This window comes from Sphingopyxis terrae subsp. terrae NBRC 15098, from assembly GCF_001598815.1.
Lineage (GTDB): Bacteria > Pseudomonadota > Alphaproteobacteria > Sphingomonadales > Sphingomonadaceae > Sphingopyxis > Sphingopyxis terrae.
In genome coordinates, this window is record NZ_BCZQ01000016.1 from 25,579 (window position 1) to 44,134 (window position 18,556).

At 63.8% G+C, this 18,556-nt stretch carries 23 protein-coding genes; 19 read left to right on the plus strand and 4 right to left on the minus strand.

Translation table 11 applies throughout. The annotated features are described in order from the left end of the window. Nucleotides 1–11 precede the first annotated feature (11 nt). The 8 genes from dnaQ (at nt 12) to STE01S_RS10110 (ending at nt 5,438) form a co-directional block, all read left to right on the plus strand. Nucleotides 12–713 carry a DNA polymerase III subunit epsilon gene (gene dnaQ, locus STE01S_RS10075; protein WP_003042143.1) on the plus strand — a complete coding sequence of 234 codons (702 nt, stop codon included), beginning with the start codon at nt 12–14 and terminating at the stop codon, nt 711–713. A 47-nt stretch (nt 714–760) separates the two neighbouring features. After that, nucleotides 761–1,336 carry a ribosome hibernation-promoting factor, HPF/YfiA family gene (hpf, locus tag STE01S_RS10080; protein WP_003042145.1) on the plus strand — a complete coding sequence of 192 codons (576 nt, stop codon included), beginning with the start codon at nt 761–763 and terminating at the stop codon, nt 1,334–1,336. Between the two features lie 164 nt (nt 1,337–1,500). After that, nucleotides 1,501–1,965 (plus strand): PTS sugar transporter subunit IIA, encoded by a 465-nt coding sequence (locus STE01S_RS10085; RefSeq protein WP_003042148.1) that lies wholly within the window; start codon nt 1,501–1,503, stop codon nt 1,963–1,965. Between the two features lie 21 nt (nt 1,966–1,986). After that, nucleotides 1,987–2,325 carry a DUF1491 family protein gene (locus STE01S_RS10090; RefSeq protein WP_058810834.1) on the plus strand — a complete coding sequence of 113 codons (339 nt, stop codon included), beginning with the start codon at nt 1,987–1,989 and terminating at the stop codon, nt 2,323–2,325. A gap of 195 nt (nt 2,326–2,520) precedes the next feature. Further along, nucleotides 2,521–3,153 carry a cell wall hydrolase gene (locus STE01S_RS10095; protein ID WP_062767467.1) on the plus strand — a complete coding sequence of 211 codons (633 nt, stop codon included), beginning with the start codon at nt 2,521–2,523 and terminating at the stop codon, nt 3,151–3,153. A 73-nt stretch (nt 3,154–3,226) separates the two neighbouring features. After that, nucleotides 3,227–3,853: a DUF4136 domain-containing protein gene (locus STE01S_RS10100; protein WP_062767469.1), complete on the plus strand. Its 627-nt coding sequence runs from the start codon at nt 3,227–3,229 to the stop codon at nt 3,851–3,853. Continuing rightward, the gene (locus STE01S_RS10105) at nt 3,850–4,959 is read left to right on the plus strand and encodes a M14 family metallopeptidase (protein WP_062767471.1); all 1,110 of its coding nucleotides are present in this window, start codon (nt 3,850–3,852) and stop codon (nt 4,957–4,959) included. The genes STE01S_RS10100 and STE01S_RS10105 overlap by 4 nt, the downstream gene beginning before the upstream one ends. Beyond that, a complete protein-coding gene (locus tag STE01S_RS10110; protein WP_082813299.1) occupies nt 4,956–5,438 on the plus strand; it encodes a GNAT family N-acetyltransferase in 483 nt (160 codons plus the stop codon). The genes STE01S_RS10105 and STE01S_RS10110 overlap by 4 nt, the downstream gene beginning before the upstream one ends. An 82-nt stretch (nt 5,439–5,520) precedes the next feature. Here STE01S_RS10110 and STE01S_RS10115 read toward each other — a convergent pair whose 3' ends face one another. Further along, on the minus strand, nt 5,521–5,976 hold the full coding sequence (locus STE01S_RS10115) for an Hsp20 family protein (RefSeq protein WP_003042165.1): 456 nt from the start codon (nt 5,974–5,976) through the stop codon (nt 5,521–5,523). Nucleotides 5,977–6,183: 207 nt separating this feature from the next. Between STE01S_RS10115 and gpmA the strand changes: the two genes are divergently transcribed. Continuing rightward, on the plus strand, nt 6,184–6,870 hold the full coding sequence (gene gpmA, locus STE01S_RS10120; RefSeq protein ID WP_062767590.1) for a 2,3-diphosphoglycerate-dependent phosphoglycerate mutase: 687 nt from the start codon (nt 6,184–6,186) through the stop codon (nt 6,868–6,870). Between the two features lie 91 nt (nt 6,871–6,961). Here gpmA and dapD read toward each other — a convergent pair whose 3' ends face one another. Both dapD and STE01S_RS10130 read right to left on the minus strand, forming a co-directional pair. Beyond that, nucleotides 6,962–7,804: a 2,3,4,5-tetrahydropyridine-2,6-dicarboxylate N-succinyltransferase gene (dapD, locus tag STE01S_RS10125; protein WP_062767592.1), complete on the minus strand. Its 843-nt coding sequence runs from the start codon at nt 7,802–7,804 to the stop codon at nt 6,962–6,964. A gap of 14 nt (nt 7,805–7,818) precedes the next feature. Beyond that, entirely contained in the window at nt 7,819–8,493 is a 675-nt protein-coding gene (locus tag STE01S_RS10130; RefSeq protein WP_062767594.1) for a pyrimidine 5'-nucleotidase, read from the minus strand. A gap of 115 nt (nt 8,494–8,608) precedes the next feature. Here STE01S_RS10130 and STE01S_RS10135 point away from each other — a divergent pair, with 115 nt between their 5' ends. Further along, nucleotides 8,609–9,910, plus strand: a complete 1,302-nt coding sequence (locus STE01S_RS10135; RefSeq protein WP_062767473.1) for a metal-dependent hydrolase family protein — start codon at nt 8,609–8,611, stop codon at nt 9,908–9,910. 97 nt (nt 9,911–10,007) lie between these two features. Here STE01S_RS10135 and STE01S_RS10140 read toward each other — a convergent pair whose 3' ends face one another. Further along, on the minus strand, nt 10,008–10,505 hold the full coding sequence (locus STE01S_RS10140; protein ID WP_003042177.1) for a DNA-deoxyinosine glycosylase: 498 nt from the start codon (nt 10,503–10,505) through the stop codon (nt 10,008–10,010). 289 nt (nt 10,506–10,794) lie between these two features. On the opposite strand from STE01S_RS10140, the gene rpsL reads away from it, so the two are divergent. The 9 genes from rpsL to rplB all read left to right on the plus strand — a co-directional run bounded on the left by rpsL (nt 10,795) and on the right by rplB (nt 18,554). After that, on the plus strand, nt 10,795–11,166 hold the full coding sequence (gene rpsL / locus STE01S_RS10145) for a 30S ribosomal protein S12 (RefSeq protein ID WP_003042180.1): 372 nt from the start codon (nt 10,795–10,797) through the stop codon (nt 11,164–11,166). 73 nt (nt 11,167–11,239) lie between these two features. Continuing rightward, a complete protein-coding gene (gene rpsG / locus STE01S_RS10150; protein ID WP_003042192.1) occupies nt 11,240–11,710 on the plus strand; it encodes a 30S ribosomal protein S7 in 471 nt (156 codons plus the stop codon). Nucleotides 11,711–11,806: 96 nt separating this feature from the next. After that, nucleotides 11,807–13,900 carry an elongation factor G gene (fusA, locus tag STE01S_RS10155; protein WP_003042194.1) on the plus strand — a complete coding sequence of 698 codons (2,094 nt, stop codon included), beginning with the start codon at nt 11,807–11,809 and terminating at the stop codon, nt 13,898–13,900. Between the two features lie 153 nt (nt 13,901–14,053). Beyond that, nucleotides 14,054–15,244, plus strand: coding sequence for an elongation factor Tu (gene tuf, locus STE01S_RS10160; RefSeq protein ID WP_003042197.1), 1,191 nt, complete (start codon nt 14,054–14,056; stop codon nt 15,242–15,244). Between the two features lie 147 nt (nt 15,245–15,391). Further along, complete coding sequence (gene rpsJ, locus STE01S_RS10165; protein ID WP_003042199.1) at nt 15,392–15,703, plus strand: 30S ribosomal protein S10; 312 nt, start codon at nt 15,392–15,394, stop codon at nt 15,701–15,703. A 303-nt stretch (nt 15,704–16,006) separates the two neighbouring features. Continuing rightward, on the plus strand, nt 16,007–16,765 hold the full coding sequence (gene rplC / locus STE01S_RS10170) for a 50S ribosomal protein L3 (RefSeq protein WP_040589724.1): 759 nt from the start codon (nt 16,007–16,009) through the stop codon (nt 16,763–16,765). Between the two features lie 2 nt (nt 16,766–16,767). Next, on the plus strand, nt 16,768–17,394 hold the full coding sequence (gene rplD, locus STE01S_RS10175) for a 50S ribosomal protein L4 (protein ID WP_003042204.1): 627 nt from the start codon (nt 16,768–16,770) through the stop codon (nt 17,392–17,394). Continuing rightward, nucleotides 17,387–17,695, plus strand: coding sequence for a 50S ribosomal protein L23 (locus STE01S_RS10180; RefSeq protein WP_003042207.1), 309 nt, complete (start codon nt 17,387–17,389; stop codon nt 17,693–17,695). The genes rplD and STE01S_RS10180 overlap by 8 nt, the downstream gene beginning before the upstream one ends. A gap of 22 nt (nt 17,696–17,717) precedes the next feature. Beyond that, entirely contained in the window at nt 17,718–18,554 is an 837-nt protein-coding gene (gene rplB, locus STE01S_RS10185) for a 50S ribosomal protein L2 (RefSeq protein ID WP_003042210.1), read from the plus strand. Nucleotides 18,555–18,556: the final 2 nt, after the last annotated feature.

An 18,556-nucleotide genomic window follows, 5' to 3' on the forward strand; every position in this document is an offset into this window, starting at 1 on the left:
TTGTTTGAAAGATGCGTGAGATAATCTTCGATACGGAAACCACGGGACTCGACCCCAGAACGGGGCACAGGCTGGTCGAAATCGGGTGCATCGAATTGATCGACCGCCGCGAATCGGGGCGGACCTTTCACGCCTATTTTCACCCCGAACGCGATATGCCGGCCGAGGCCGAGGCGGTGCACGGCCTTTCGATCCAGTTTCTGTCCGACAAGCCGCTCTTTGCCGCGCGCGTCGACGAATTGCTCGACTTTCTTGGTGATGCGCCGATGGTGGCGCACAATGCTGCTTTCGACTTCGGTTTCGTCAACGCCGAACTGGCGCGCGTCGGCCGGCCGCCGCTCGATATGGCGCGCATGTGCTGCACCGTGCAGATGGCACGCAAGCTTCATCCGGGCGCTAAGCACAGCCTCGATGCGCTTTGCACGCGCTACGGCATCGACCGCAGCCACCGCGTCAAGCACGGCGCGCTGCTCGACGCCGAACTGCTGGCGCACCTCTATATCGAAATGACCGGCGGGCGGCAGATCGGGCTGGGGCTCGCCGCCGAACCCACCGCCGCGGCGCGGGGTGCCGCACCGGCACCAGTCCGATCCGTCGCCCCCACCCGCCCGTTTCGCGAACCGCGCCCGCACGGTGCAACCCCGGCCGAACTGGCGCGTCATGCAGAATTCGTCGCCACGCTCAATCAACCCCTGTGGCACGATAGTCCCTGATCGCGGCTCCCCTGCGATCCCGTGGACATGACTGAAGGAGAAGAAAAATGGAAATCCGCGTCTCTGGCCACCAGATCGAAACCGGCGAAGCGCTGCAGGCGCATGTGTCGGACCGGATGAACGCGATTGCCGACAAATATTTCTCGCGCGCGATCGGGGCGCACGCGACCTTCGGAAAGGGACCGCACGACAGTTTCCAGTGCGACATCGTCGCGCATGTCATGCAGGGTCTGGTCCTGAAAGGCCATGGCCAGGCGCAGGACGCGCATGTCGCGTTTGAGGGCGCGGCCGACCGTATCGAAAAGCAGCTGCGCCGCTATATGCGCCGGCTGAAGGACCGCAACAACGGCAATGGTGCGCAGTTGGTGACGATCGAGACGATCGAGGACAACGCCAGCTACGTCGTTTTCGACGGCGGCACCGATGATGAAGATGCGGGCGATGCGCCTGCGATCATCGCCGAAACCCGCGTCGATATCCCGACGAGCAGCGTGTCCGATGCGGTCATGATGCTTGATTTGCGTGACACCAATGCGCTGCTTTTCGTCAACAGCAAGACCGGGTCGCACAACATGGTCTATCGTCGCCGCGACGGCACGATCGGCTGGGTCGAGCCGCGCTAGCAGACAATAGGGCTGGATTTTCTCTGCCGTTCGGCCTAAGGGCCGCGCCCAACAAAGCCCGAAAGCCGGACGGCGGGGGCCAGCCTAGTCCGCTCAAGCGAACCAACGCCAACAGGATGACCCGCGTGGCGTCGCCTTGCGGCCATGCAGATTTGACCAGACCGATGAACCTATCCTCCCTCCTGTATCCGGCCACCGTGCGTGCCAATGTGCAGCTTGATGCCAAAAAGGCGCTGTTCCCCTATGTGGGCGAACTGGCGGCGCGGTCGCTGGGGCTCGACGCGGGCGAAGTGAGCGAGGCGCTGCTCGAGCGCGAACGGCTCGGTTCGACCGGCTTCGGTCGCGGCATTGCCTTGCCGCATGCCAAGATGGCCGATCTCAACGGGGTGCGCGGCATGTTCCTGCAGCTCGCGCGCCCGATCGATTTTCAGGCGGTCGATGGTTTGCCGGTCGACCTTCTCTTCGTACTGCTGTCGCCGCTCGACGCGGGCGCCGACCATCTGAAGGCCCTCGCCGGCGTATCGCGGATGCTGCGCAACGACAGCATTGCCGAACGATTGCGCGGTGCGAAGAATGACGAAGCGCTTTATGCCATGCTCGTCGATGCCGAAGCGCGCGACGCGGCCTGACCTTCCGGGGCGGATGCTCCGATGACGCGCTTCACCAGCCGGTTCCTCGTCGATCTTCTTATCCGCGAAACCGAGGCCGCGGGCGGTTTCGCCGCGGTTCTGGCCGCGGGCGACGATCATTCCGGCTCGATCCTCGTCCAGTGCAGCGACCGCGGGGTCGCGGGGCCGCTGCTCGAACGCCGCTTTGCGATGACCGGCAATTATGTATGGGAAGCGGTCGGACCCGACCCCGCTAGCGATGGTGAAGAACGCGCAAACTATCAGGACCGGCGGCGAAAGGCCGATCCCGACTTGTGGATCGTCGAACTGGATATCGCAGATGCGCCACGACTCGTCGCGGAGTGGGGCGCGTTAACTTGACTCTGTTGCAGCGCACAATAAGTGCCCGGCCACTTGATAACGCGTAGGTCGTATCGCGGGTTGCATCCGTCTTTTCGGACAGGCCCGATTTCCCGATATGGACACGCAGTCGGATGACGACCGCAGGTGGTTCAGGATCGACGATCCCCCAGCCTGTTAGATTTAGGTTCGTCAGCCGCCCTTTTGACGGATTAGATGAGTCGTATTCTGAACGCTGCCAGCGTGGCTGCCGTGGGCATGACTGCCTTTGCCGCGCTGTCGTTGGCCGAACCCGGCTTCGCCAGTGACCTGGCCGCCGACGCCAACATCCCCGCAATCACGCTGCCTGCCGCCGATGCGCCGGCCGACAGCGATGCGGCAGCTCCGTCGACCGAAGCCGAAACGCCGGTCGATATCGCCACCGACGACAGCGCTGTTGCCGATACATTGGCCCAGTTGGTCGCGGCGACCCCGAAGCCCGAGACGATCGATCCCGAACTGCGCTGTCTGGCGCAGGCGGTCTATTTCGAATCGCGCGGCGAATCGCTCGCGGGGCAGCTCGCGGTCGCGCATGTCGTGATCAACCGCGCGAAGTCGGGCCGCTTCCCGACGACCCTGTGCGGCGTCGTCCATCAGCCGAGCCAGTTCAGCTTCGTGCGCCGCGGCAAGATGCCCGCCGTGCGCAATGCCGTCCAATGGTCGAACGCGCTGGCGATCGCGCAGATTGCGCGCGACGACAGCTGGCAGAATAGGGCGCCCGGCGCACTGTTCTTCCATGCGCGCTACGTCTCGCCCGGCTGGCGCAAGACGCGCATCGCGCAGATCGACAACCATATCTTCTATCGCTGAATTCGCGGGTGCGGGGGCCACGCCCCCCACCTCGTTCATTGCCAAGCCATTTTTGCTGGCGCATGATGCGGGTATGACGCGTCATTTTTCCGTCGCCCTGCTCGCGGCAGCGGCGCTTGCGCTCGGCGGTTGTGCCACGGCGGTTCCACCCGTCGAGGTTACCCGCTTCCATAACAATGCGACCGCCGGCCTGGCCCCAGGCACGCGCTATGCCGTCGAGGTGCTGCCGCATGGCGATGCCTCGGCGACGGGCGGCGCGGCGCAGCCGTCGCTCGAATGGAACAGCTATCGCATCGCGGTTGAGCGTCAGCTGCAATTGCTGGGCTTCGTCGCTGCGCCCGAAGGCACCGCCGCGCCGCTCAAGGTTCGCATCGCCTTCGACCGAAACGATCGCATGCCGCTTGCAAAGCGTTCGCCGGTTTCGGTCGGCGTTGGCGGATCGACTGGCAGCTATGGCTCGGGGGTGGGCCTCGGGATCGGCATCAATCTTGGTGGCGGGCCGAAACAGATGCAGGATCTGCAGCTGTCTGTGCGCATCGATGATGCGGCCACGGGCCAGGCCGTATGGGAAGGCCGGGCGCTCAGTGCGGTGCCGGTGAAGGCGCCTGCGGCACAACCGTCGATTGCTGCGGCGAAATTGGCCGAAGCCCTATTCAAGGACTTCCCCGGCGAATCGGGACGCACTATCAGCGTCCCATGACAATCAGCATCAACGCCGCTTTCGACAGCGGCAATATCGTCGTGGATTCGGTCGATGGCACGCGTGCCCGCCTTTCGATCCGCAAGGATCGCGAATCCGATTTCTTTCAGTGGTTCCATTTCCGCGTGGCCTGCGCGGTGGGCGATGAACTTGAACTGGCGATCGCCGGGCTGGGCGATTCGGCCTATCCCGATGGCTGGCCCGGCTATGCCGCCTGCGCCAGCTATGACCGGGAAAACTGGTTCCGGCTCGACACCGGCTACGATGCCGGGACGCTGACCATCAACCACAGCGCCGAAGGGCAGCTTCTGTGGATCGCCTATTTTGCTCCCTATTCGATGGAACGGCATCACGATCTGGTCGCCTCCGTGGCCGAATGCGACGGCGTTTCCTATCGCTGTCTCGGCACCAGTCTCGAGGGGCAGCCGATCGACTGCCTCGAAATGGGCACGGGGCCGGTCCAGGTGTGGCTGTATGCGCGCCAGCATCCGGGCGAGAGCATGGCCGAATGGTGGATGGAAGGCGCGCTTGAAAAGCTCACCGATCCGGCCGATCCCCATGCCCGGTCGCTACGGCAGAAATGCCGATTCCACATCGTCCCGAACATGAACCCCGACGGGTCGCGCCGCGGTCATCTGCGCACCAACTTTGCCGGGGTGAATCTCAACCGCGAATGGGACAATCCGACTGCCGATCGCAGCCCCGAAGTGCTCGCGGTGCGCAACGCGATGGACGAAAGCGGCGTCGACTGGGCGATGGACGTTCATGGCGACGAGGCGATTCCGGCGGTGTTCCTCGCGGGTTTCGAAGGCATCCCGTCGCTGAAGGAGGAACAACAGGCGCGCTATCTGGCCTTCCAGTCGGCGCTCGCCGTCAACACGCCCGATTTCCAGACCGCCCTCGGCTATGAAAGCTCGGCGCCGGGCAAGGCCAATCTGTCGATGTCGACGACGCAGCTCGCCGAACGCTTTGGTGCGGTGTCGATGACGATCGAAATGCCGTTCAAGGACAATCGCGATCTGCCCGATCCCGTCGCCGGCTGGTCGCCCGAACGATCGAAGCTGCTGGCGCACGCGTGTCTCGCGACGCTGGACCAGATGCTTTGACCGATGCCGCGGATCGGGATGGCTGGCGTATCGTCGAGGACGATCTGTCGGGCGCCCCGATCCGCGCGCTGCTCGAACGGCATTTTGCCGGCATGCTCGCAAACTCGCCCGAGGAAAGCTGCCATTTCCTCGATTTCGAGGGGCTGAAGGCGCCGGGCGTTACCTTCTGGTCGATTCATTGCGGCCCCGATCTGGCGGGTTGCGGCGCGCTGAAGCGACTCGATGGCCGGCACGGCGAGATCAAGTCGATGCGCACCGCCGACGCCTTTCTGCGCCGCGGCGTCGCCGCCCGGATGCTGGACCACATCATCGAAGAGGCCCGCGCGGGCGGGCTTGAGCGGCTCAGCCTCGAAACCGGGTCAGGCGCTGCCTTCGAACCGGCACTTGCGCTCTACCGGCGGCATGGCTTCACGGACTGTGCGCCTTTCGCGGATTACAGGCCCGATCCATTCAGTCGCTTCATGACGCGCGCAATCTAGCAACGCAGAACAGAAACGGGGCCCGGAAGGGACAGCCGGACCCCGTTCGTACGGCCCATTCGGACCGGCGTTAGCCGCTGGCTTACGCGGCTTTCTTGGCTTCGATCGCCGTGGGCTGCGTGCCGCCGATGGCGATCTTGTGCGGCTTCATCGCTTCGGGCACTTCGCGCACCAAGTCGATGATCAGCAGCCCGTCGGCCAGGTCGGCGCGATCTACGCGCACGAAATCGGCAAGCTGGAAGCGGCGCTCGAAGGCGCGCGTCGCAATGCCGCTATACAGAAGCTGGCGCGTTTCGCCGTCCTTCGCGGGCGCCTTGCGGCCGCTGACGGTCAGCATATTCTGCTGCGCGGTGATGTCGATCTCGTCGCTCTTGAAACCCGCCACCGCGACAGTGATGCGGAAATGGTCGTCGGCGACCTTCTCGATATCGAAGGGCGGATAATTTTCGGCAGAACCGCTGTTTTCCAGAAAGTCGAACAGACGATCGAAACCGACGGTCGAGCGGCGATAGGGGGTCCAGTCAAAGCTGTTACGCATGGGTCATTCCTTCCTTGCAAAGCGAAGTCATCGGGCCGCGGCATGGCCTGCCGCGGCTTCCATCCGGCCCCGTTTCGGCGACCGGATGATCCGAATCTGGGATGGCGCCGACCCTTTTCAAGAGGGGCGGTGGCCCTTGCCCGAAAGCCGCGCTATGGCGCCCCCGAATCGCCCGCGCGGGCGCGCCCTTTGTCGAAAGGACAGATCATGCCGCAGCTCATCCTCATCCGTCACGGCCAGTCGCAGTGGAATCTCGAAAACCGCTTCACCGGCTGGTGGGACGTCGATGTCACCGATAAAGGCGCGGCCGAGGCGTGGGCGGCGGGCGAACTGATGAAGGAAAAGGGTATCGCACCCGACACCTGCTTCACCTCGGTCCAGACGCGCGCGATCAAGACGCTCAACCTCGCGCTCGAGGCGATGGGCCGGCTCTGGCTGCCGGTGACGAAGGATTGGCACCTCAATGAACGCCATTATGGCGGGCTCACCGGCCTCGACAAGGCGGAGACCGCGGCCAGGCATGGCGAGGATCAGGTGAAGATCTGGCGCCGCAGCTTCGACACCCCGCCGCCGCCGCTTGAGGCCGGCTCGCCCTACGACCTGTCGCGTGATCCGCGCTATGCGGGCATCGCGATCCCGGCGACCGAAAGCCTGAAAGACACGATCGCGCGCGTTCTTCCCTATTATGACAGCGCGATCGCGCCGCAGTTGCGGGACGGCAGGACGGTGCTGATCTCGGCGCACGGCAACAGCCTGCGCGCGCTGGTGAAGCATCTGTCGGGCATTTCCGACGCCGACATCACCGGCCTCGAAATCCCGACCGGCCAGCCGATCGTCTATGATCTGAACGACGATCTGACGGCGCGCGAACGCTATTATCTTAGCGAGCGGTAAAGTCTCGTCGCCCCCGCGAAGGCGGGGGCCGCTATCGGCGTGGCACAAGGCCTCCAACGGCCCCCGCCTTCGCGGGGGCGACGTATCTGCTTTAGTCGCGCAGCAGTTCGTTGATGCCCGTCTTCGCGCGCGTCTGCGCATCGACGCGCTTGACGATGACGGCGCAATAGAGCGACGGCCCCGGCGTTCCGTCGGGAAGCGGCTTGCCCGGAAGCGAACCCGGGACGACGACCGAATAAGCCGGAACCTCGCCGATGAAGACTTCGCCGGTCGCGCGGTCGATAATCTTGGTCGAGGCGCCGAGATAGACGCCCATCGACAGCACCGCGCCCTCGCGCACGATCACGCCCTCGGCCACTTCGGCGCGCGCGCCGATGAAGGCACCATCCTCGATCACCACGGGTCCGGCCTGCAGCGGTTCGAGCACGCCGCCGATCCCCGCGCCGCCCGACAGATGGACGTTCGCGCCGATCTGCGCGCAGCTGCCGACGGTGGCCCAGGCATCGACCATCGATCCCTCGCCGACATAGGCGCCGATGTTGACGAAGCTCGGCATCAGCACGGCGCCCTTGCTGATGAAGGCGCCCCGGCGCACGATCGATCCGGGGACGGCGCGGAAGCCCGCATCGCGGAAGCGGTTCTCGCCCCAGCCGGCGAATTTCGACGGCACCTTGTCCCACCAGGTCGCGCCGCCGGCGCCGCCCTCGATAATCTCCATGTCGTTAAGGCGGAAGGAGAGCAGCACCGCCTTCTTGAGCCACTGATTGACCTGCCACGTCCCGCCGGCATCGCGCTCGGCAACGCGGAAGCTGCCGTCATCAAGGCCCGCGAGCGCCGCCTCGACCGCATCGCGCACCACTCCGGTCGTCGTCAGCCCGAGCGTTTCGCGTGCATCCCAGGCGGCTTCGATCGTCGATTGCAGGTCGGTGGTCATGAAATTCCCCAAGGTTACGGCCCAAAATGTTCCGGAAGCGCATCAAGCCAGTCGGCGATGTCGTTCACATGAAAATCGACATGGTCCGGCAGGTGGTCGCGATGGCCGCTTTCGCTGCCATTGTCCAGCCATACGGTCGTCATTCCCAGCGCTTTGGCGGGGGTCAGATTGCGCGCCATATCCTCGACGAACAGGCTCTTCGCCGGATCGATTCCGAGATGGCCGATCATCATGCGATAAGCTTCGGCTTCGGGCTTCGGCGTATAGTGCGTCGTGCGAATATCGCAGATGCCGTCGAACAGATCGGCGATGCCCCGCGCGTCGAGCACGCGGGCCGCATAATCGGCATCGGCGTTGGTGAAGATCAGACGGCGGCCGGGCAGGCGTTCGAGCCCGGCGCGCAGCCGCGCATCGGGCGCCAGCCGGTCGAGCGGGATATCGTGAACGTCGATCAGGAAATCTTCAGGATCGACGCCGTGGTGGCGCATCAGCCCCGCCATCGTCGTGCCATGATCATGGAAATATTGCTTCTGCACGCGCCGCGCTTCGACCGCATCGACGCCCATCAGGCGCATGATGAAGGCGCCCATGCGCGCGTCGATCAGGTCGAACAGCCGCGCCGACGGATGGTAGAGCGTGTTGTCGAGATCGAAGATCCAGCAGTCGATATGATCGATCGGTACCGTCATGACGCCGCGCGCCATAGGACGCGGCGCCAGCGACGGCAAGGTAGCCGTGGCACACTTTGCGGTTCCCATGTTACCCCGCTAAGCAGGCTGCCACCGGGCAACAGGGGACAGACTGATGAAATCGACGATGCTTCTTCCGCTCGCGCTGGCAGGCGCGCTGCTTTCGGCACCGGTCGCGGCGCAGGCGCCGACGCGCACGGTGATCCACGCGGGCAAATTGATGGCGGAGCCGGGCAAGCCGGTGCGCGGCGCGACGACGATCATCGTCGAAAATGGCAAGGTGGTTGCGATTCTCGACGGCTACCAGCCGGCCGATGCCGGCGCGGTGCTGATCGATCTCAAGGACAAATATGTCCTGCCCGGCCTGATCGACAGCCACGTCCACCTGACCAGCGATGCTGGCGGTCTGGCGGGCCAGCTCGAGGAAGTGACGCTCAGCCCCGCGGCACAGGCTTTCAATGCCGAGGTAAACGGCCTGAAGACCCTGCGCGCGGGCTTCACCACGGTGCGCAATCTCGGCGATGGTGACGGGGCCACGCTGGCGTTGCGCGACGCGATCCTTGCGGGGAAGGTGCAGGGACCGCGCATCGTCGATGCGGGCAACGCGATTTCGGGCAGCGCCGGGCATATGGACGGATCGCTCGGCTATCGGGACGAACTGCGCCCCTATTTCCAGGGAGCGGGCAACACCTGCAACGGTGCCGACGATTGCCGCCGTGCCGTCCGGCTTCAGGTTGGGCGCGGCGCCGACGTGATCAAATTCGCCTCGACCGGCGGCGTCAACAGCCGCATCGGCGCCGGGCTCGGCAAGCAGATGTTCGACGACGAAGCCAAGGCGATCGTCGATACCGCGCATATGTTCGGCAAAAAGGTCGCGGTCCATGCGCATGGCGCTGACGGCATCCGTCTGGCGCTCGACGCCGGCGCCGATTCGATCGAGCATGGCACGATCCTCGACGAAGCAACGATCACCGCCTGGACGAAGTCGAAGGCCTATTATGTTCCGACCCTGTCGACCGTGAACGGCTACAAGGAACGGCTGGCGGCGAACGCGAATGCCTATGAACCCGATGTGCTCGCCAAGATCCGCTGGCGCATCTCGATCACCGGCAAGAGTCTCGAGCAACTCGTCCCGCGCGGCGTCCGTATCGCCTTTGGCACCGACGCGGGCGTGTCCAAGCATGGCCGCAACGCCGACGAATTCGAACTGATGGTCCAGCACGGTGTGACGCCGATCGACGCGATCAAGGCCGCGACGGTCAACGCCGCCGATCTGCTCGGCCTCTCCGACGAAATCGGCACGATCGCGCCGGGCAAGAGCGCCGATATCATCGCGGTGGCGAGCGACCCGGTCGCCGACGTGACCGTGCTGAAGAAAGTCGATTTCGTGATGGCGCGGGGGGAAGTGGTTGATTGACCCGCATCGTCATTGCGAGGAGTGAAGCGACGCGGCAATCCAGGGTAGCGTCAACCAGCTCTGGATTGCTTCGCTTCGCTCGCAATGACGAGCTTCATTATGCCAACGCCGCGCGCAACTCCAGCCACCGCTCCAGCTTCGCCGCATAGCCCACCGTATTCGCTGCGCTGCTTGATGGCAGATCGACGAGCGCGACGCCCTCAAGCACTGGCAATTGCCTTCGCCCGATCGCTGCGGCCTTGCCGCCGTTGAAGGCAATCATGCGCATGTCGGGCAGTGCCGCGATCAGTGTCGCAAGGTCGTGCGCCTCGGCCTCGCGGATCAGCGAATCGCTGCTCGTAAGCCGCTCGGCCGAACGGATCACGTCCCACAGCCCGATCTTCGCATCCGCGAGTGCGCCCAGCCGCTCGTCATAGGTCATGGTGGCGAGTGGCCGGTCGATCGCTGCGCCCACCAGCCGCCAGAACTGGTTCGTCGGATGCGCATAATAGCGCCGCTCGGCGAGCGACCGCGCGCCGGGCAGGCTGCCGAGAATCAGCAGGCGCGCGTCGGGCGCGACGTGCGGTGCGAAGCTGGCGTGGCGGACCGGCGGCATTTACGGGGCGCTACCGGCCGGAAATCCGCGGCGCAAGCCGCTTGACGCTTGACCGCAAAGGGAATCACCGCTAGGGGCGCCCCCGATCGAAAGCGGCGGACTTTTCGCCAAACTCGTTCACAACAGCGCTTGAACATTGCTGGCGCGGATGGAGCCTCCGGAGGACGAATGTGTCCGCCGGGGTCTTTTGCTGTTATCAGGTCGGGGCATTTCGATGCCTCGGAGCTTCATCCACCGCGGTAGAGTAACCGTTCGCTCCGATGGGCGGACACTTGAAGGTGAAGCATTCATGCCCACGATCAACCAGCTGGTCCGCAAGGGCCGGACTCCGCAGAAGGTGAAGTCCAAGGTCCCGGCGATGGAAGCAAACCCGCAGAAGCGCGGCGTTTGCACCCGTGTCTATACGACGACCCCGAAAAAGCCGAACTCGGCGCTCCGCAAGGTTGCGAAGGTCCGCCTGACCAACCAGCGCGAAGTCATTTCCTACATCCCCGGCGAAGGCCACAACCTCCAGGAACACAGCGTCGTGCTGATCCGCGGCGGCCGTGTGCGCGACCTTCCCGGTGTCCGTTACCACGTCCTGCGCGGCGTTCTGGACACCCAGGGTGTGAAAGACCGCAAGCAGAGCCGTTCAAAATACGGTGCGAAGCGTCCGAAGTAAGGACGGCTTTTTCGGCTATTTGATCATCCCGCGGGCGCGTTGCGCCGGGGTGCTGTTGTAAAAGGAATTACCTATGGCTCGTCGTCGTCGTCCTGAACGCCGCGAAATCCTGCCCGATCCCCGTTTCGGGGATGTCGTGCTGTCGAAGTTCATGAACAGTGTCATGCTCGACGGTAAGAAGTCGGTCGCCGAAAGCATCGTCTATGGTGCGCTCGAAGCGGTCGAAGCCCGCGCCAAGAAGGAACCGCTCGGCGTGTTCCATGAGGCGCTCGCCAACATCCGTCCGAACATCGAAGTGCGCAGCCGCCGCGTCGGCGGTGCGACCTATCAGGTTCCGGTCGAAGTCCGTCCGGACCGCGCGCAGGCGCTCGCGATCCGCTGGCTGATCACCGCGGCGCGCAACCGCAGCGAAACCACGATGGCCGCGCGCCTGTCGGGCGAACTGCTCGATGCGTCGAACAATCGCGGCAACGCGGTCAAGAAGCGCGAAGACACGCACCGCATGGCCGAAGCGAACCGCGCCTTCAGCCACTACCGCTGGTAATTTGCGAGGGCGCCCCGCGGCGTCTCGCAATCGCAACAAAACTTCCTATATCGGGGGCGGCTCCCAAGGCTTCCCCCAAAAACCGAGGAAAAGATCATGGCACGCAGCCATCCGCTCGAACGCTATCGCAATTTCGGTATCATGGCGCACATCGACGCCGGCAAGACCACGACGACCGAGCGCATTCTCTATTACACCGGCAAGTCCTACAAGATCGGCGAAGTCCACGACGGCGCTGCCACGATGGACTGGATGGAACAGGAACAGGAACGCGGCATCACGATCACGTCGGCTGCCACCACCTGCCTGTGGAAGGCCGATGAAGGTCAGGGTCCGGAACACCGCCTGAACATCATCGACACCCCCGGCCACGTCGACTTCACCATCGAAGTCGAACGTAGCTTGCGCGTCCTCGACGGCGCCGTCGCCGCGTTCGACGGCGTTGCCGGTGTCGAACCCCAGTCGGAAACCGTGTGGCGTCAGGCGGACAAGTACAAGGTTCCGCGGATGTGCTTCATCAACAAGCTCGACCGCACCGGCGCCAATTTCTATTACTGCGTCCAGACGATCATCGATCGCCTGGGTGCGGTGCCGGCCGTCCTGTACCTCCCCATCGGCGCGGAATCGGACTTCAAGGGCCTCGTCGACCTCGTCAACGAACGCGCGATCATCTGGAAGGATGAAAGCCTGGGCGCCGAATTCTTCTACGAAGACATCCCGGCCGACCTCGCCGACAAGGCTGCCGAATATCGCGAAAAGCTCGTCGAACTCGCCGTCGAACAGGACGACGATGCGATGGAAGCCTATCTCGAAGGCACGCTGCCCGACGTGGCGACGCTGAAAGCGCTGATCCGCAAGGGCACGCTCGGTCAGGCGTTCGTACCGGTCCTGTGCGGCTCGGCGTTCAAGAACAAGGGCGTCCAGACGCTGCTCGACGCGGTCGTCGACTATCTGCCTTCGCCGCTCGACATCCCCGACGTCCAGGGCATCAACCCGGACACCGAGGAAGCCGATTCGCGTCCGACGTCGGACAGCGCACCGCTGTCGATGCTCGCGTTCAAGATCATGAACGACCCGTTCGTCGGCTCGCTCACCTTCGCGCGCATCTATTCGGGTACGCTCTCGAAGGGCACCTACCTGAACTCGGTGAAGGACAAGAAGGAAAAGATCGGCCGTATGCTCCTCATGCACGCCAATTCGCGTGAGGACATCGAAGAAGCCTATGCGGGCGACATCGTCGCGCTCGCCGGCCTCAAGGAAACCACCACGGGCGACACGATCTGCGCGAGCAATGCGCCGATCATCCTCGAACGGATGGAATTCCCCGAGCCGGTCATCGAGCTGTCGGTCGAACCCAAGACCAAGGCCGACCAGGAAAAGATGGGCGTTGCCCTCAACCGCCTGGCTGCCGAGGATCCCTCGTTCCGCGTCTCGACCGACCATGAATCGGGCCAGACGATCATCAAGGGCATGGGCGAGCTTCACCTCGACATTCTCGTCGATCGCATGAAGCGTGAATTCAAGGTCGAAGCAAATGTCGGTGCGCCGCAGGTGGCGTATCGCGAAAGCCTCGCGAAGCCGGTCGAAGTCGACTACACCCACAAGAAGCAGTCGGGTGGTTCGGGTCAGTTCGGTCGCGTCAAGGTCCAGGTCACCCCGGGCGAGCGCGGCAGCGGCGTCACTTTCACCGACGAGATCAAGGGCGGCAACATCCCGCGCGAATATATCCCGGCGGTCGAAAAGGGTTTCCGCGAATCGGCTGAAAACGGTCACATGATCGGCTTCCCGATCATCGACTTCGACATCAAGCTGATCGACGGTGCGTACCACGATGTCGACTCGTCGGCGCTGGCGTTCGAAATCGCGGGCCGTGCGGCGATGCGCGAAGTGGCGGCAAAGGCCGGCATCAAGCTGCTCGAACCGGTGATGAAGGTCGAAGTTGTTACCCCTGAAGAATTCATGGGCGACGTGATCGGCGACCTCAACAGCCGTCGTGGCCAGATCCAGGGTACGGACAGCCGCGGCAACGCCCAGGTGGTTGAAGCCATCGTGCCGCTCGCCAATATGTTCGGCTACGTCAACCAGCTGCGTTCTTTCACCCAGGGCCGCGCCCAGTACACGATGCAGTTCTCGCACTATGAAGAAGTGCCGAACAACGTCGCGGACGAGGTGAAGGCGAAGATGGCCTGATCCGGTTTGGCCGTGCGGGGCTTGCCTCGCACGGCGGACCCGGACAAGCGCGGGCTTGCACCGCGCGGCAAGACCTACTAAGGGCGGCGCCTGATTCAGCAGGCTCGTCCAGGACTGATCAACTCAACACGCGAACAAGAAGGTTCAAGAAACATGGCCAAGGCTAAATTTGAGCGGACGAAGCCGCACTGCAACATCGGCACCATCGGTCACGTCGACCATGGCAAGACCTCGCTGACCGCTGCGATCACCAAGGTGCTCGCCGAAGAAGGTCTGTCGCAGAAGGTCGACTTCGAAAACATCGACAAGGCGCCCGAAGAGCGCGAACGCGGCATCACCATTTCGACCGCGCACGTCGAATATGAAACCAAGGAACGCCACTATGCGCACGTCGACTGCCCGGGTCACGCCGACTATGTGAAGAACATGATCACCGGCGCGGCGCAGATGGACGGCGCGATCCTGGTGGTTTCGGCTGCTGACGGCCCGATGCCGCAGACCAAGGAGCACATCCTGCTCGCGAAGCAGGTCGGCGTCCCGACCATGGTCGTCTTCCTGAACAAGGTTGACCAGCTCGACGATCCCGAACTGCTCGAACTCGTCGAACTCGAAATCCGTGAAGAACTCTCGAAGCGCGACTTCGACGGCGACAATATTCCGATCATCGCGGGTTCGGCTCTGGCCGCCCTCGAAAGCCGCGACGACAACATCGGCAAGGAAGCTATCCTGAAGCTGATGGAAGCCGTCGACAGCTGGATCCCGCAGCCGGAACGTCCGCTTGACAAGCCCTTCCTGATGCCGATCGAAGACGTGTTCTCGATTTCGGGTCGTGGTACGGTTGTCACCGGCCGCGTCGAAACCGGCATCGTCAAGGTTGGTGAAGAAGTCGAAATCGTCGGCATCAAGGACACCAAGAAGACGACCGTCACCGGCGTCGAAATGTTCCGAAAGCTGCTCGATCAGGGCCAGGCTGGCGACAACATCGGCGCGCTGATCCGCGGCGTCGGTCGTGAAGAAGTCGAGCGTGGCCAGGTTCTGGCGAAGCCCGGCTCGATCACGCCGCACACCGAGTTCACCTCGGAAGTGTACGTCCTGTCGAAGGACGAAGGCGGCCGTCACACGCCGTTCTTCGCGAACTATCGTCCGCAGTTCTACTTCCGCACCACCGACGTCACCGGCGAAGTCATCCTGCCGGAAGGCACGGAAATGGTCATGCCGGGCGACAACGTCCAGCTGACGGTCAAGCTCATCGCTCCGATCGCAATGGACCAGGGCCTGCGCTTCGCGATCCGCGAAGGTGGCCGCACGGTCGGCGCAGGGGTTGTGGCCTCGATCATTAAGTAATATAGGGCCACGAGCCGCTCGAATCGGGTGATTCGGGCGGCTCGTAGCTTTTGAGATTTTTGATGGCCTTTCCGGCCTCCATGCGGGGGTCGGGACGGGCCATTTCGGCTCTTTCGCATCGTCAGACGGGATTCGACTGGAATAGTCATGGAAACGCAGAATATTCGCATTCGCCTGAAGGCCTTTGATCACCGCGTGCTCGATCAGGCCACCACCGACATCGCCGATACGGCACGTCGTACGGGCGCCCTCATTCGCGGTCCCATCCCGCTGCCGACGCGCATTGAAAAATTCACCGTGAACCGCGGTCCGCATGTCGACAAGAAGTCGCGCGAGCAGTTCGAGGTGCGTACCCACAAGCGGCTGCTCGACATCGTGCAGCCCACCCCGCAGACGGTCGATGCGCTGATGAAGCTCGACCTCGCCGCGGGCGTGAACGTCGAAATCAAGTTGGCCTAAATAGCCAGCGTGCTCCGGACTTGATCCGGAGCCCAGGGTAGAAGCGGCCGATAGGTCGCACTGAAGCCGCCCTGGGTTTCTGCTTTCGCAGGAACACATTTAGGTTTCGGAGGATACCGCCGGATTGATCCGGGCTGCGTCCCCCGTCTTGCCGCTGACCCCACGGGAAAGCGGCACCTCAGCCCGGACGGGGCGATGCATCGAAATTTCGGGCTGGGAGGACAGTCATCGAACGCAGGTTCGGTGGGGTCCACACGCCGTGCGGAAATGGTTCTGCCCGGCCTCTGTTAGGAGTGAATGATCATGCGCACTGGCGTGATCGCGAAAAAAATGGGGATGACCCGCCTGTTTCAGGACGATGGCCGCCATGTGCCCGTCACCGTTCTGAGCCTCGAAGGCTGCCAGGTCGTCTCGGTTCGCGAAAAGGAACGCGACGGCTATGTGGCCGTCCAGCTCGGTGCCGGCTCGGCAAAGGCGAAGAATGTCGCCAAGCCGCAGCGCGGGGCCTATGGCAAGGCCGAAGTCGAGCCCAAGGCGAAGCTCGTCGAATTCCGCGTTGCTGACGACGCGACGCTCGACGTCGGCGCCGAACTGTCGGCCGACCATTTCGTCGCCGGCCAGATGGTCGATATCCAGGGTGTCACCCAGGGTAAGGGCTTTGCCGGTGCGATGAAGCGCTGGGGTTTCGGCGGTATGCGCGCCACCCACGGTGTTTCGATCAGCCACCGTGCCCATGGTTCGACCGGTAACCGCCAGGATCCGGGCCGCGTCTTCAAGAACAAGAAGATGGCTGGCCACATGGGCGCGCGCAATCGCACCCAGCAGAATCTCGAAATCGTCCGCACCGACGCCGAGCGCGGTCTTCTCTTCGTCAAGGGTTCGGTCCCTGGCTCGAAGGGCGGCTGGCTGCTGGTGCGCGATGCGATGAAGCTGCCGCGTCACCCCGAAGCCCCTTATCCGGCGGCGGTCAAGAGCGCGGCGAACAGCAACAATGCCCCGGCTGAAACCCCTGCGGAAGCAGAGGTCGAAACGACCGCGGCCGACGGCGCACAGGAGTCCTGATCATGAAGGTCAAGGTACAGACCCTCGATGGCAAGGCTGGCGCCGACATCGATCTTAACGACGACGTCTTCGGCGTCGACGCGCGGGCGGACATCCTCCACCGTGTCGTCGCCTGGCAGCTCGAAAAGCGTCGCGGCCCCGCCCGCGCCGCCCGCGAGCGCAGCGACGTTGCCCGCACCGGCAAGAAGTTCGGTCGCCAGAAGGGCGGCGGTACCGCCCGTCACGGCGATCGCAAGGCGCCGATCTTCATCGGCGGTGGCAAGGCGCACGGTCCCCGGGCCCGCACTTTCGGCCACTCGCTGAACAAGAAGATCCGCGCTCTTGGTCTCAAGATGGCGCTGAGCGACAAGGCAAAGGGCGGCAAGCTCGTTGTCATCGACACGCTCGAGCTCAAGGAAGCCAAGACCAAGGTGCTGGCCGGCAAGCTCGGCAAGCTCGACCTCGGTCGCCGTGCGCTCTTCATCGACGGCGATGCGGTCCATGACAGCTTCGCCCAGGCTTCGGCCAACATCGTCGGCGTCGATTCGCTGCCGGCGATCGGTGCCAACGTCTATGACATCCTTCGCGCCGACACGCTGGTCCTGACCCGCGCGGCGGTCGAAAAGCTGGAGGCCCGCTGCAATGGCTAAGGCAAAGACCATCGATGCGCGTCACTATGACGTGATCCTGTCGCCAGTGATCACCGAAAAGTCGACGCTGCTCAGCGAAAACGACGCCGTCGTCTTCCGCGTCGCCAACGACGCAACGAAGCCGGCGATCAAGGCCGCCGTCGAGGCGCTGTTCGATGTCAAGGTGCTCAGCGTGAACACGCTGGTCACCAAGGGCAAGACCAAGCGCTGGAAGGGCAAGCCCTACACCCGCAGCGACGTGAAGAAGGCGATCGTTCGCCTGGCCGAAGGCCAGTCGATCGACGTCACCACCGGCGTCTGACGGATAGGGGAAGGCAGAGAAAATGGCACTCAAATCCTATAATCCGACAAGCCCTGGACAGCGTGGCCTGATCCTCGTCGACAAGTCGTCGCTGTGGAAGGGCAAGCCCGTCAAGGCGCTGACCGAAGGCAAGCGCAAGACCGGTGGCCGCAACAACAAGGGCCATGTGACCTCGCGCGGCATCGCCGGCGGTCACAAGCAGAAGTATCGCTTCATCGACTTCAAGCGTCGCAAGTGGGGCGTTCCGGCGACCGTCGAACGGCTCGAATATGACCCGAACCGCACGGCCTTCATCGCGCTCATCAAATATGAGGACGGTGATCTGGCCTATATCCTGGCGCCGCAGCGCCTGGCGGTCGGCGATACGGTCGTCGCGGACAAGAAGACCGACGTGAAGCCCGGCAACGCGATGGAATTGTCGCAGATGCCGGTCGGCACGATCGTCCACAATATCGAGATGAAGCCGGGCAAGGGCGGCCAGATCGCCCGTTCGGCCGGCACTTATGCCCAGGTCGTCGGTCGTGACCGCGGTCTTGTCATCGTGCGTCTCGGTTCCGGCGAGCAGCGCTACATTCGCGGTGAATGCATGGGCACGGTCGGTGCGGTGTCGAACCCCGACAACCAGAACACCAACCTGGGCAAGGCCGGCCGCAGCCGCTGGCTCGGCAAGCGTCCGCTGACCCGCGGCGTCGCCAAGAACCCGGTCGACCACCCGCACGGCGGTGGTGAAGGCCGCACCTCGGGCGGCCGTCACCCGGTCACCCCGTGGGGCAAGCCGACCAAGGGCGCCCGTACCCGCCACAACAAGTCGACCGACAAGATGATCATCCGGTCGCGTCACGCGAAGAAGAAGAGGTAAGC

Bases quoted from the DNA above. Each gene is read 5' to 3' on its own strand.
- dnaQ (WP_003042143.1), top strand. From the start codon at position 12: ATGCGTGAGATAATCTTCGATACGGAAACCACGGGACTCGACCCCAGA.
- hpf (WP_003042145.1), top strand. From the start codon at position 761: ATGGAAATCCGCGTCTCTGGCCACCAGATCGAAACCGGCGAAGCGCTG.
- STE01S_RS10085 (WP_003042148.1), top strand. From the start codon at position 1,501: ATGAACCTATCCTCCCTCCTGTATCCGGCCACCGTGCGTGCCAATGTG.
- STE01S_RS10090 (WP_058810834.1), top strand. From the start codon at position 1,987: ATGACGCGCTTCACCAGCCGGTTCCTCGTCGATCTTCTTATCCGCGAA.
- STE01S_RS10095 (WP_062767467.1), top strand. From the start codon at position 2,521: ATGAGTCGTATTCTGAACGCTGCCAGCGTGGCTGCCGTGGGCATGACT.
- STE01S_RS10100 (WP_062767469.1), top strand. From the start codon at position 3,227: ATGACGCGTCATTTTTCCGTCGCCCTGCTCGCGGCAGCGGCGCTTGCG.
- STE01S_RS10105 (WP_062767471.1), top strand. From the start codon at position 3,850: ATGACAATCAGCATCAACGCCGCTTTCGACAGCGGCAATATCGTCGTG.
- STE01S_RS10115 (WP_003042165.1), bottom strand. From the start codon at position 5,976: ATGCGTAACAGCTTTGACTGGACCCCCTATCGCCGCTCGACCGTCGGT.
- gpmA (WP_062767590.1), top strand. From the start codon at position 6,184: ATGCCGCAGCTCATCCTCATCCGTCACGGCCAGTCGCAGTGGAATCTC.
- dapD (WP_062767592.1), bottom strand. From the start codon at position 7,804: ATGACCACCGACCTGCAATCGACGATCGAAGCCGCCTGGGATGCACGC.
- STE01S_RS10130 (WP_062767594.1), bottom strand. From the start codon at position 8,493: ATGACGGTACCGATCGATCATATCGACTGCTGGATCTTCGATCTCGAC.
- STE01S_RS10135 (WP_062767473.1), top strand. From the start codon at position 8,609: ATGAAATCGACGATGCTTCTTCCGCTCGCGCTGGCAGGCGCGCTGCTT.
- STE01S_RS10140 (WP_003042177.1), bottom strand. From the start codon at position 10,505: ATGCCGCCGGTCCGCCACGCCAGCTTCGCACCGCACGTCGCGCCCGAC.
- rpsL (WP_003042180.1), top strand. From the start codon at position 10,795: ATGCCCACGATCAACCAGCTGGTCCGCAAGGGCCGGACTCCGCAGAAG.
- rpsG (WP_003042192.1), top strand. From the start codon at position 11,240: ATGGCTCGTCGTCGTCGTCCTGAACGCCGCGAAATCCTGCCCGATCCC.
- fusA (WP_003042194.1), top strand. From the start codon at position 11,807: ATGGCACGCAGCCATCCGCTCGAACGCTATCGCAATTTCGGTATCATG.
- tuf (WP_003042197.1), top strand. From the start codon at position 14,054: ATGGCCAAGGCTAAATTTGAGCGGACGAAGCCGCACTGCAACATCGGC.
- rpsJ (WP_003042199.1), top strand. From the start codon at position 15,392: ATGGAAACGCAGAATATTCGCATTCGCCTGAAGGCCTTTGATCACCGC.
- rplC (WP_040589724.1), top strand. From the start codon at position 16,007: ATGCGCACTGGCGTGATCGCGAAAAAAATGGGGATGACCCGCCTGTTT.
- rplD (WP_003042204.1), top strand. From the start codon at position 16,768: ATGAAGGTCAAGGTACAGACCCTCGATGGCAAGGCTGGCGCCGACATC.
- STE01S_RS10180 (WP_003042207.1), top strand. From the start codon at position 17,387: ATGGCTAAGGCAAAGACCATCGATGCGCGTCACTATGACGTGATCCTG.
- rplB (WP_003042210.1), top strand. From the start codon at position 17,718: ATGGCACTCAAATCCTATAATCCGACAAGCCCTGGACAGCGTGGCCTG.